Annotated in this window: 12 protein-coding genes; 2 read left to right on the top strand and 10 right to left on the bottom strand. The window is 53.7% G+C overall.

Going from position 1 to position 12,160, the window contains the following annotated elements:
• Nucleotides 1-34: 34 nt before the first annotated feature.
• The 5 genes from JOE21_RS16140 to JOE21_RS16120 all read right to left on the bottom strand — a co-directional run bounded on the left by JOE21_RS16140 (nucleotide 35) and on the right by JOE21_RS16120 (nucleotide 7,094).
• Entirely contained in the window at nucleotides 35-1,027 is a 993-nt protein-coding gene (locus JOE21_RS16140; protein WP_309868328.1) for an inorganic phosphate transporter, read from the bottom strand.
• Nucleotides 1,020-1,643 carry a DUF47 domain-containing protein gene (locus tag JOE21_RS16135; protein WP_309868326.1) on the bottom strand — a complete coding sequence of 208 codons (624 nt, stop codon included), beginning with the start codon at nucleotides 1,641-1,643 and terminating at the stop codon, nucleotides 1,020-1,022. The genes JOE21_RS16140 and JOE21_RS16135 overlap by 8 nt, the downstream gene beginning before the upstream one ends.
• A 216-nt stretch (nucleotides 1,644-1,859) precedes the next feature.
• Entirely contained in the window at nucleotides 1,860-4,976 is a 3,117-nt protein-coding gene (locus tag JOE21_RS16130; protein ID WP_309868324.1) for an MMPL family transporter, read from the bottom strand.
• Between the two features lie 115 nt (nucleotides 4,977-5,091).
• Nucleotides 5,092-6,417 carry a sensor histidine kinase gene (locus JOE21_RS16125; protein ID WP_309868322.1) on the bottom strand — a complete coding sequence of 442 codons (1,326 nt, stop codon included), beginning with the start codon at nucleotides 6,415-6,417 and terminating at the stop codon, nucleotides 5,092-5,094.
• A complete protein-coding gene (locus JOE21_RS16120) occupies nucleotides 6,414-7,094 on the bottom strand; it encodes a response regulator transcription factor (protein WP_309868520.1) in 681 nt (226 codons plus the stop codon). The genes JOE21_RS16125 and JOE21_RS16120 overlap by 4 nt, the downstream gene beginning before the upstream one ends.
• Nucleotides 7,095-7,248: 154 nt before the next feature.
• Here JOE21_RS16120 and JOE21_RS16115 point away from each other — a divergent pair, with 154 nt between their 5' ends.
• Nucleotides 7,249-7,416, top strand: a complete 168-nt coding sequence (locus JOE21_RS16115) for a hypothetical protein (RefSeq protein WP_309868321.1) — start codon at nucleotides 7,249-7,251, stop codon at nucleotides 7,414-7,416.
• Between the two features lie 10 nt (nucleotides 7,417-7,426).
• Here JOE21_RS16115 and JOE21_RS16110 read toward each other — a convergent pair whose 3' ends face one another.
• Nucleotides 7,427-8,521 (bottom strand): PQQ-dependent sugar dehydrogenase, encoded by a 1,095-nt coding sequence (locus tag JOE21_RS16110; RefSeq protein WP_309868320.1) that lies wholly within the window; start codon nucleotides 8,519-8,521, stop codon nucleotides 7,427-7,429.
• A 220-nt stretch (nucleotides 8,522-8,741) separates the two neighbouring features.
• Between JOE21_RS16110 and JOE21_RS16105 the strand changes: the two genes are divergently transcribed.
• On the top strand, nucleotides 8,742-8,888 hold the full coding sequence (locus tag JOE21_RS16105) for a hypothetical protein (protein WP_309868319.1): 147 nt from the start codon (nucleotides 8,742-8,744) through the stop codon (nucleotides 8,886-8,888).
• A 67-nt stretch (nucleotides 8,889-8,955) separates the two neighbouring features.
• Here the strand turns inward: JOE21_RS16105 and JOE21_RS16100 are convergent, their stop codons facing one another.
• The 4 genes from JOE21_RS16100 to JOE21_RS16085 all read right to left on the bottom strand — a co-directional run bounded on the left by JOE21_RS16100 (nucleotide 8,956) and on the right by JOE21_RS16085 (nucleotide 12,075).
• A complete protein-coding gene (locus tag JOE21_RS16100) occupies nucleotides 8,956-9,315 on the bottom strand; it encodes a hypothetical protein (RefSeq protein ID WP_309868318.1) in 360 nt (119 codons plus the stop codon).
• A gap of 70 nt (nucleotides 9,316-9,385) precedes the next feature.
• On the bottom strand, nucleotides 9,386-10,186 hold the full coding sequence (locus tag JOE21_RS16095) for an SDR family NAD(P)-dependent oxidoreductase (protein ID WP_309868317.1): 801 nt from the start codon (nucleotides 10,184-10,186) through the stop codon (nucleotides 9,386-9,388).
• A gap of 136 nt (nucleotides 10,187-10,322) precedes the next feature.
• Nucleotides 10,323-11,234, bottom strand: a complete 912-nt coding sequence (locus tag JOE21_RS16090; protein WP_309868316.1) for a tetratricopeptide repeat protein — start codon at nucleotides 11,232-11,234, stop codon at nucleotides 10,323-10,325.
• A gap of 196 nt (nucleotides 11,235-11,430) precedes the next feature.
• Nucleotides 11,431-12,075, bottom strand: coding sequence for a TVP38/TMEM64 family protein (locus JOE21_RS16085; RefSeq protein WP_309868315.1), 645 nt, complete (start codon nucleotides 12,073-12,075; stop codon nucleotides 11,431-11,433).
• Nucleotides 12,076-12,160 lie beyond the last annotated feature (85 nt).

Raw genomic sequence — 12,160 nt, 5'->3', positions numbered from 1 at the left:
TCAATTGGGTAGCGGGTCTTTTATCTATAAACCTCTATTCCAACACGGAAAGGACATGATACAGCAGATAAGCCATCAAGGCCGTCCCCGGAAGGGTGAAGATCCAGGCGTACAGGATCTTGCCGGCGATGCCCCAGCGAACACCCTTGGCCCGTTGCGACAAACCTACCCCGACGATGGCGCCGGTGATGGTATGGGTGGTGCTGACGGGAACCCCAATCCGTGCCACTGTTGTCAGAATCAGAGCCGCCGCCGTCTCAGCGGAAAAGCCGTGAGGGGTCTCCAAGTGGTTCAAGCGCATTCCCAATGTCTTGATCACCCGCCATCCGCCGTAAGCGGTTCCCAGTGCCATTACCAGACCGGAGGACAGAATCACCCAAAACGGCACTTCCACCGACGGCAAGAAGCCTCCCGCCACCAACGCCAGGGTGATGATCCCCATCACCTTTTGGGCATCGGCGGTTCCGTGGCTGAAAGCCATAAAGCCGGCGGAGAATACCTGCAACGGCCGGAAAATGCGCTTGACGCGGGATTGGGGTTGATTGGCGAACCAGGCACGGATCACCTTCATCATCGAATATGAAACCACCCCGCCCAACAACGGCGAAATGAGCATGGCCGCCAGGATCAGCATCACGCCGTTCATATGGATAACGGCCAGACCTTTGTAGGCGAACGCCGCACCGATCAAGGAGCCCATCAGACCGTGAGAAGCGCTGACCGGCAGCCCGAAAATCGTCATGACGGCATTCCACAACGTGGCAGAGATCAATGTGGCAGCAATCACCAACATCGTCACATTGTGTGGATCGACAATGCCACCCCCGATCATTTTAGCGACGGCGGTCGAGAAGAAAGCGCCGGCCAGATTGAGGACCGCCGCCATCAAGACCGCCTTTATCGGGGTCATGGTCCGGGTGCCGATCACAGTGGCCACTGCGTTGGCCGAGTCGTTCCAACCATTGGTAAAATCAAAGATGAGAGCGAGAACGACGACAAAGACGATCAGCACAACCGGATCAAGCATATTTCAAGACCACGCTTTCCAACACATCGGCCAAGTCTTCCGCAGTATCGGTTACTGCTTCCAACTTTTCGTACAGCTCTTTCATCTTGATCAACTCAATCGGATCGGTTGGGTTTTCAAACAACGAACCAACGGATTCCCGCATCAATCGATCCGCTTGGTTTTCCAACATATTGATCTCGACGGCCCGGTTTTGGATGGAGGCGTAATCCTTTTTCTCCAGAGCGATAAACGCTTCTTGCAGGTGTTCAGCCAATTTCTCCAGGATTTCCGCAAACTGCATCAGATACGGGGTTGTTTTTTCGACGTGGCAGTATACGAATCGGGATGCACAGGCCTCCACACCATCCAGCACATCATCCAGTTTGACCGCCAGCTGGAGAATATCCTCCCGGTCCAGCGGAGTAACGAAGGTTTGATTCAGCTCCCGGATCAGGATATGGGTATAGTCATCCCCTTTATTCTCTAAGTCCTTCAGCTTCTCGGCATACTCTTCCTTATGCTCCAGGGTTTCTACATTTTGTCGAAATAACTGCATCGCTTCGACGATATTGCCTGAAGCTTCCACCAATGTTTGGTAGAACACCGAGTCCTTCGACCGTTGAAAACCGAACAACAGCGATTCCCCCTATTAACCGTAGTTTTTACAATAACCTAACGGGTTTTTAACATGATCTTGATCAACCTTATCCTATAATAATTGTTTTTGGATCAATTGCAAACCACCTTCGTCGATTCGGCAAAATCCATGTTTATGTAGTTTGTCCAAAAAGAGAAAAATAACGACCTCTCTATCAGAAAAAACGACAGAGAGGTTTAAGAAACTCCTTTTTTATTTCTCCACCGACCAGGATTCCCGCGGGGTACGCAATCGCTCGGTCACCGCCATCATCGCCGGCATAAACATGGGCAACAATACGACAGCCAACAACATCAATGCGATGATAACCACTGTGGCGATCTGCACCAGCGTAAGCACGCCCGATGGATACAGGGCGGCAAACGTCCCGGACAGGATGATGGCTGCTGAGATCACCACCCCTCCCACCCGTTTGGCGGCCAAAACGATGGCATCACCCTGGTACATCTCGGGATGTTCCCGGTACCGCATCATCAGGAAAATGGTGTAATCCACCCCCAACGAGACAATCATGATCAGGGAGAAGAAAGGAACCGTCCACGTTAAGCCCGGTTGATCCAAGATGTGAATGAAGATCACTTCCGTCGCCGTCAATGCCGTAAAATACGACAATATCAGCGCTGCAAGGGCATAGACCGTATTCCAAAAAGAGCGCAACAGCCATAACAGCACCAGTGCGATTCCCGCCAACATCCAACCGGCGGTTCGGTATAGGTCATCCGTGGATAACTGACTCAGATCCCGATTTTGGGAAGAAACCCCTCCGATCCCTAATTCAGCTCCTTCCAGAGGCGTACCCCGGATCGATGATGCCACCGCTTCTTCCAAATCGGCCACCACTTCCATCGCCTCCTGGGAATACGGATCGTCAGCCAATTCCACTTCCCACTGGACTGTATTGCGGTCACGGGACAAAAAGCGGTCTAGAAACGCCTGAAAATCACTGCTTTTCCGCACTTCTTCCGGAACATAAAACGCATCAGAAATACCTCCGGACAGCTCCTCCAAATAGGAGCGGGCGCCTTCCAATCCGTCGGAAATCTCCCCCAGCCCGTCGGCGCTCTCATTCAACCCTCCTTTTAATTCCGACAGGTTCCCGTCCAATTGTTGTAGTCCGGACAGCAGCTCCCGCTGCCCCTCATAGACACGCCCCAATCCGGTTTCGACACTTTTTAACCCCTCCCGGACCTGGGCTTGCCCCGAAGCCCCTCTTTCCAACCCGCTCGCCAACGCTTCCGTTCCCTGCCGTAGTTCGCCAATCCCGGCCCCCATTTTTTTCTGACCCGTCTGCACCTGTTTTAGACCATCATTGGTTTGGCTGAAAGAGGCCAATGTCCCCTCATAGTGATCGTTCAACTGAGAAAAGCCGCCCCTCAGTCTATCCACTTGAGGAACCAACTCATCAACCGTTCTTTTCAGTGTCACATAATCAGGATCTGCAGCCAGATCCGGTCGTTGCACCACCAGCTTTTCCGCCTGTCCCTGCACCAATTGCAAAGCGGCAGCGACACCACCGATCTGTTCTTCCACCTGGCGATACTGTCGGCCGAACGTTTGGTAGCCTTTGTACAACTGATTGTAACCGGCTGCCAGTTCCTGTGTGGAGGAGGCCAACCTGCCCGCAGACTGCTCCAGACTGTGCAGCCCGTCCCGAATCTCACCGACACCGTCTGCACCCCGGTTTAAGCCCGCCTGGACAGCGGCCAGTGCTTCATTGGCACGTCCGACTCCTTCCCGGGTGGCGGCAGTCCCGGACAGCAAGCGATCCACTTGGGAAAAATCCGTATCCGAACCGGAACCGATCCCTGCCACCGCCTGATCCAGCCCCTCTCGAACCGCTTCCGTTCCACTCCCGGCTTCGCCGATGCCTTCTCCCACTTCACCGGTTTGTTCCGATACGTAAAAATCCTCCAGTGGTTCCCCTTGGGGGCGGGTGGGTCCATACACTTGCCGTACTCCGTTCACCCGGTCCAGGGTATTGGCCACCCGATCCAGCAGTCCCAGGGCTTCTGCCGAATCGAGGGGGTGGGACGAGTGGAGCATGATTTGGACGGGCATCGTTCGTCCTGGGGTAAACGTATCCGACACGGTTTCAAATCCCCGTACAGACGGATACGAATCGTCCACTTCGTCCAGGCTGTTGTAGGAAAGAGTATCTTCATGAAGGAACAGGACCGGTACCGTCAGCAATCCCACCAATAGGAGAGAAAAGAGCGGCCTCCGATAGGAAAAAGAGGAAAGAGACGACCACATTCGGTTTTCTCCATATCCACGGTTCGTTTGCGCCGGCCAAAACAACCGGTGGCCCAACAGGGACATAAAAAACGGGATCACCGTGGTCAGTGCCGCCAACATGACCAACACCCCAATGGCAACGGCCACTCCCGCCTGGTAGATGGAAAAGCGGGCCAGGCCCAGACAGGCAAATCCAATGAATACGGTTAATCCACTGTAAAAAACTGTTTTCCCTGCGGTGCGATAGGTGACAACGATGGACTCAGCCACGGATTTTCCTTTGCTCAGTTCTTCTTTGAAACGGGAGAACAGCAAAATGTTGTAGTCGGTTCCCACCCCGAACAACACCAGGACCAAAAATACCTGTGTGAAATTGGCAAACGGAAAATCCCACGACTCCACCAGATGAGCCACGATCCCCAACGAGACGGCGTAAGAAAAAGCCACCGAAACCAGCGACACCAACGGTGCTACAGGGGATCGAAACACAATCACCAACACGGCCAGGATGAAAAGGACAGAGATCGACTCGGTTTTGCGTATCCCTTCCAGAGACGTACGAGCGAAGTCCTCGTCGATCAATTGGGGACCCGTGAGCAAGTGTGGAACGGAAGTAGACAAAGCCGCATCCAACTCCTCGCGTACCTCTTCCACCGTTCGTCCTTTCCGCTCCACCGAGATCGGGATCAACACCGTGCTCCCATTTTTGGAAAGGAGTCGCTCTTTTAGCGTTTCTTCTTCAAAAGGGTGAAGAACTTGGGTGATCCCCAGCTCCTCCTTCCGTTTCTCAAGGGAGCGGATCATCCCTTCCACCTCGTTCTGCTGGCGCTGGGACAAGGCATTCTCTTTCCCTCCGAAAACCGCCAACACCGTCATCCTTCCCTCGCCATCCGCCTCTTCGTCCAGCCGTTCCGCCAGGATGTTCGCCACTTGAGAAGAATAGTGGTCCGGGATACTAGGCTGCCCCTTTTCCCGGACCAGCTGCCCCAAATCCGGCATGGTAAACACCATCACCAGGGAGACCGCCACCCAAGTGAACAATATCCACCACTTCCACCGCATGATTCGCCTCAAACCATCTCGCCTCCCGTCAGCTCCCACTGAATGTTCAGGATACCAAGGAAAGCTGAACCAGAGATGAAACGAATATGAAAAAGTATAAAGGAACCCGCTTCAACCGCGATTCCTCTCACAGCAGCGGCAACTGGAACGAAACGGCCAACCCGCCCTTGGATGAAACATCCGCTTGAATCCTCCCCCCGTGCCGTTCCACAATGGAACGGCAGCTGGCCAGTCCCAGCCCGGAGCCATTCTGCTCCCGCCGGGAGGCGTCCACTGTGAAAAAACGTCCAAACAGTGCATCCAGTGCCTCGCGCGGAACACCCCTGCCATTATCCTCTACACAAATACGGATATGATCGCCGTGGACGGTAGCGGTCAACCACACCGCCAGATCTTGGCGTTTCCCATGTCGGAACGCGTTATGAACCAGGTTGGCAAATAACCGCCGAATCATCGGTTCGTGAAGAAGGACGCGCTCGTCGCCGAGATCATGGCTCCAGTGACAGGCCCGATCCAATCCGGCCAATTCCGCTTCATACTCACGGGCGATCGACTCAAACAGGGGTCGCATCAGCCTCTCTTCCAGTTCCATCTCCTGCAAGGACACTTCGTCTCGGGCAAAGGCAGAAAAATGATCCAACAGGGATGCTAAATTGTCCGCCTTTCGTTTCACCAGATCGAGATACTCTCTCTGCTTGGTATCCGTGGGAGCATACCGGGTGGTTAAGAGTTCCAGAAAACCATTCATGGACGTCAGCGGGGTTTTCAAATCATGAGCAATCGCCGCCACCATATCCACTTGCTCCCGGTGGGCCCGATACAACCGCTTCTCCATCTCTCCAAACCGACGGTACAATTCCCCGATCTCGCTGTCATCCCATCCCTTGCGCTGTAGAGGAGGGAGGGGCCGTCGGAGGACAACGGCGTCCAAACGCGCATTGAGCCGGGCCAATGGACGGGTGATCGTCGCATTGAAGTACCAACCCAGCATCACGAATAACAACAGCAGGAATACCAATAAGAAACCGAACGTATCCGTCAATGCCCGGTTCAAACCGACGTCCTCCTCTTTGACCACCCGTTCCACCTGAAGGAACGCCACCGTTTCCCCGCCCTTGCGGACCGGATACCATCGCTCCTCCGTACTGTTGCCAGAACGGCCTGAGTCGGCGTAAGCCAACAGCTGGTAGGAATCCGGACCATAAAGGCGAAAAGAGGCCCCTTCCGTTTCCACCGCCTGCTCCAGAAGCTCCCCCATCTCCGCATAGTCCGGATGAGCCGCTGCCAACACGCGTACCCATTCCCGCTCGGCCGCTTGCGCCTGCTTTCGCATCCCTTCCACCCGTTCCCAAATCCCCTGAATCACATCCACCCGCAAGTAAAAAACGATGAGAAAAAACAGAGCCAGACTGAGAAAGAAAAAGAGGAGGGGGAGCTTCCACTTTAGCTTCATGGCCCCGGTTCCCTCCCGACAAATTTGTAGCCGACGCCCCATACCGTTTTAATGAAGTCGCGCCCCAGTTTTTTTCGCAAATTTTTGATATGAACCGTTACGGTATTGCGGTCCCCCCATGTGTCGCCCCATACACTAGCATACAACTGTTCCCGAGACACCACTTGATTGGGGCGGGATGCAAGGTGGTGGAGGATTTGAAACTCCCTGGTGGACAAGTCAATGGGGCTGCCGTCAACAAATACTTCATACGTTCGTTCATCGAGCTGGAGCGGGGAATCCGGTTTTCCCTCCCCCCATTCGTGCCGCAGCCGTTCGATTCGGCGGAAATGGGCTTTCACCCGGGCCGCCAATTCCTGCACACTAAACGGTTTTGTCATATAATCGTCGGCTCCGATTTCCAATCCTACAATTTTGTCCAATTCCCGGTCGCGGGCACTCAGGATGAGGATCGGCACCCCATGGTTTTTTCGAATGAGTCGGCATGTTTCCAACCCGTCCATTTCCGGCATCATAATATCCAGAATGATGAAATCGACCGTTTCCTGTTTGACGATTTCATAAGTGGACCGTCCGTCGTGCGCAGCCCGTACATGGAACCCTTCGTACTCCAGCGCATCACGAATCAGCCGAACGATATCCCGGTCGTCGTCCGCCACCAGCACATTCCTTCGCATAAGCGCGGCACAGGAGCCCATCCCGCACCGGACACCTCCTTTTCTCCCTCATTATAACCTGCAAAAAGCTGCCAATTGAAGCTGACGGCCCAGCTTGATGACAAACATACAGGGATGGTAGAAAACAGGGAGGGATGGTTTTCCGGCGAGCGACTTGCCATGCATTGGAGCGGAGACGGAAAAACACCCCGACCGTCCCGTGATGGGTGTCAGCAGCCCCAGCCACCAACTGAAGTTGGTGGCTGCTAAGCGGTTGAGCCCTATGGAGACTCCGCTGGGCAGTCGTCAGAGGGCACTTCACCGGAAACGCGTTTCCTTCTGAGCCTTAAGCGTCAGTTTCCGTCTGGCCGGGTCCAGCGCAACAGGCGATCGTCCTTTTCGTGGGGAGTACCGCGCCCGTCGTTATTATTGGTCAGAATATAAAACGAACCATCCGATGCCGGGACGATATCCCGCAGCCGCCCTTCTCCCTCCAACTTCAATTCCGTCTGTTTGCCATCGGGAGAAAAGGAGCGCACTTGCTCACCCCGAAGACCCGCTACCCACAACTTCCCGTCGGCATAGGCCAGCCCCGACGGTGCCCATGTATCGGAACCGGAGTGATACAGCGGTGTTTCCATGCCTTCCCGTTTCTCGTCACCGGAAATTTCCGGCCAGCCGTAGTTATTTCCTGCCTTAATCCGATTGATTTCATCCCGGCCGGTGGGACCATGCTCCGAACTGTACAGCTGTCCGTCCTCATCCCACGCCAATCCCTGCGGATTGCGATGTCCATATGAATAAACAGGAGAACCGGGATACGGATTGTCGTCTGGAATGCCTCCATCTAATTCCACCCTCAGAATCTTGCCTGCTGGGTTCTCCAAATCTTGTGCGATGGGTTCATCGGCCGCATCTCCAGTCGTGATATACAGCTTGTCATCAGGCCCGATCTGAATCCGCCCGCCGTTATGTATGCCAGCACCGGGAATCGCATCGATCAATACATCCGTCTCCACCCAAACCTCATCGGCTTCTTCCAGCCGTACCACCCGGTTGAATACCTGCCCCTCCGCGCGATAGGTATGATAAGCAAACAAGGCTCTGCTTTCCTTAAAATCAGGGGCGAGGGTTAATCCCAGGAAGCCCCCCTCTCCCTGGTGGCGTACGCTGTGCTCCAGTTCCAGCTTTTTTCTTGCCGGATCTCCCCCGTTTTTGGGTACTTCCACGATCGCGCCGCCCCGTTCACTCACCAGCACAGACTCCTCCGCTTCCACCACGGACCAGGGTATGTCCAAGCCGTCTGCCAACACCTCCACACCCGTTTCATTCGTTGACGTTTTTCCGTTTCCCTTGCCGTCAGTTCCCCCTTTCCCGCCGTCGGTGCTGAAAGAACAGCCCACCAGCCCAATCAAAAAAATCAGACTCCACAACCATACGTGCTTCATGACTCCACTCCTTTGCAGCTAAGGCGTGTGTGAATCGCAATTACCAGACAGGCCCTCATGTCGATTCGACCGCACCTGACGTGATGTCCTTCAAAAAATTGCTTCCCCAAAATACGGTGGCCAACGCTTCTTTCTTCTGAAAAAAGCGAAAGCCCTATTTGCATGGGAACATCGGCTGGAAAACATACTAACAACCACTACTTAGAAGGAAGGTGAGATCATGGAACGGGATAAAGAAAAGCAGCCGGAACGAAAACGGGAAGAGGAAGAAGAAATCACCCATGATGAAGTTCAGTTTGCCTATGAGCAGAGCGGGGAACTGAGTGATTTTCCATTGGAGGAAACACAAAAGGTCCGCCGCCCGTAAATGTAACCTGTCCTCAACAACAAAAACCCCGGCGGCTTCACAGTCCGCCCGGGGTTTTTGTTGTATGTCAGGCACTGACATTGGCACCGATGTAAGTGCCTTCGATATGAAGATAGAGCACATTTAAGTCGGCGATACAGCTGGACAGCTCGTTCATCTCATCCAACAGCCGATCCAGTTCCGTTTCGGAAGACGTCTCGTTCAATGCTTCAAACAGAGTCATGTATCGTTTTTCAAACCACCGGATCCGCGAAGGGATCTCCGAGCAGACTTCCTGGCACCCCAGTTCAAAGCGGTGGCGTCTGGCTGTGGACAGCTCCTCATAATCGACAAACAGCCGGGGACGCCGGATCCCCAGACGCTCATCGAAGGGAAAAGCAAATGGTTGTGCGGTCATCCGCTTCACTCCGTACACGTTTTCCTCCATGATAACTTGAATACACCCCAGGTACAAGGAGGAAGCGGGTTGGCAAATGCCGCCTTCCACCTGTACGCATTCATCCCAATAAGCCGCCGCCGGAAATGCGGAGATTGGAGCCGATGATATTGTCAGCCGCTCCCGTGCTTAAAAAAGCGACACAGGCAGCCACTTCCTCAGGTGTGCTAAGACGGCCGGAAGGCAGGCTTTTTTCTACCGCCTCCCATCCTTCTTCCAGGGAGCGGCCCGACCGTTTTGCTTTGGTTCCGATCGCTTGTATTCCCATGTCGGTGTCCACAAATCCGGGTGCAACCGCATTCACCTGGATACCGTGCCTAGCCGCCTCCACTGCCAGTGATTGGGTAAAACCGTTTAATGCGAATTTGGAGGCTGCATAGATGGTTCCGCCTTCCCAGCCGCGAATTCCCGACAAAGAAGAGAGTTGAATAATCTTTCCCGCCCTCCGCTCCTTCATCTCCCGATAGACAAGCTGGGTCAGAAACATCACGGAGTAAACATTGACGCGCATCACACGGTCCAATTCTTCTTCGGTTACTTCTTCCATCAGGGCGGAAGCAAAGGTGCCGGCATTATTGATTAGGATATCCGTCCCGCCGAACCGTGTCCGCGCTTCTGTCACCAGCCGCTCCCGGTCCAAAGCATCCACCAAGTCAGCCCTGTATACAGCCAGCTGTCCTTTTCCCTCTTCCGCAAGCTCTGCTGCCACTTCCTCCAATGCGTCCTTTCGGCGTCCCGTCAACAGCAGATCGGCTCCCATCTCCCGCAACACGCGGGCGATGGCACGTCCGATCCCGCCGGTGGCACCGGTAACAATCACCCGTTTCCCCTGTAATGCATGTTTCGAAAATATGGGCTCCATCCGTTCCCCTCCTCTAAACCGATTACCGGGAGACTTCTTTCTCCCGGCTCTTTTTCCCTTTTTTCTTCTCCGTCAAGCGGATGGTTGATCGCACATAAAAAACCCCGCCAAACTAGCAGGGTTTGTATCGGCGAGCTTAAGGACGGGCCTCGGGATGTTCCGTCTGGGTTACTTTCAATTGGACCATGTTGTGGTATGGTTCATCCACATATTGAAGCATCTGGTTCAGCACTTCGACGGCCCGATCCCGTTGGCCTGTTTCTATAAGGGATTGGGCATAATCCAATCCGTGGAAAGGAGTGAAGTACGTCGGAGACCAGTGACGGTTACAAAATTGGATGAGTTCGTCATGATGACCATGTTTACGCAGACAGGCTGAAATGGTCATCGCCGCCACCTCTTCCTCCCACGCCGGCTGTCCTTCGTCATTGCGATACGTTTTGACAAAATCGATCACTTGTTCAAACCGCTCCATCGCCTCGGAGATGTGCCCCTCATCCGCCAGCAGTTTTCCCAACTCAAGGGGTGGCCACCAAGCCCCCTCCAGTTGACTCCATTCGCGAAGCCATGCTTTGAGTTGATCCCGATCGTTCTGCCACTGGATCAAAACCCGCAAAGCCGATTCTTGATTCGGCTCCCGATTCAATCCCTCCCGCAGAGTAAGGATCCCTTTTTCCCGTTCAGAATCGGCAAGGTAGATCCGGGCCAGGTATGTATGGGCCACTCCCCGTTCCGGATATTGTTCCATACACTCCTGTAACAGTGATTTGGCTTCCTCATCCCTTTCTTGCCGCATCAAAATCAATGATTTCAACAACAGCGCTTCCTCTGACCGATCCGTTAACTCCAGCAGCCGGTCGGCGCCTCTCCCCGCTTCCTCCATAAAACCATCCTTGTACAATTGAACGACAAAAGCATATAGGCTTTCCGCATGATCCCAATCGGCCTCCATATTTTGCGGGATCACATGATGTCGAAATTCATTGCGATCCGTCCAAATCAGATGGCCCCATTCATCGAAAAGTGGGATGCGCTCGGCGGGATTCATCTTTCAACCTCCATTCTGTGTGTAAAATAAAAAAATCCAAATTCCACACGATATCAGAACCTCCCGAAAAAAGGAATAAAAAGGAAAAGAGGTTATTTGTAATTAAATTATAACAAATCAATTCGGGAAAAACCGTATAACTTTGTGACGGATTTCCCTCCCGCCTAAAAGTAGTAGGTCGAAAAGGCCCTTGGAATCACTTCCCGTGACCGCCTTCCAACCAATGTTTCATCCTGCCGCGCAGCAGCAAAGTAAGGAGCATAAACACTGAAAACAAAGCGACGGCCGCGATGATTTGTTGCCAACCCTGTAGAAGGCTGTTTCCCAGATAACTGTAAACAAACGTGCCTGGGATGATGCCCAACAGGGTGGCCAAGGTAAAGGGCCACCACCGCATACGGGACATTCCCGCCGCAACGCTGATCGCATCAAAAGGAACCATGGGAATCACCCGCAAAATCAACACGACTGCAAATCCTTCCCGTTCCATCAAACGGTCTAAACGTTCTCCCTTTCCCCGAAGCATCCGTTCTACCATAGACCTTCCCAGAAAACGGGCCATCCAAAAGGCGGTCCAGGCACTCAAGGTAGCCCCGATCATGATGCAGATCCCACCTTGGACTGCCCCGAAGGCCAATCCCCCCGTCAGCGAAAACAACGACGCGGGGAAAAAAAACAAGGGACGGATCGCATACAACAAAATATAGATGACAGGAGCCCATCCGCCGAATGATAGCACCCAGTCCCGGATGGTACCCGGATCGATGTCATAGTGGGCGCGTAACCAGAACACGGCCAGCACCGCTAAGATCCCCAAACACCAACGTAGCCAAACCGGCATCGATTGCATAACCTCCCCCCGACTTATGGATCTGTCCCTCCCACTTTAATCCAATTGCGCTATAGAGCGATTCAACCGTCTAGAG

The sequence above is a fragment of the Desmospora profundinema genome (genome assembly GCF_031454155.1).
Taxonomy (GTDB): Bacteria; Bacillota; Bacilli; order Thermoactinomycetales; family DSM-45169; genus Desmospora; species Desmospora profundinema.
This window is presented reverse-complemented; position numbering and strand designations above follow the sequence as displayed.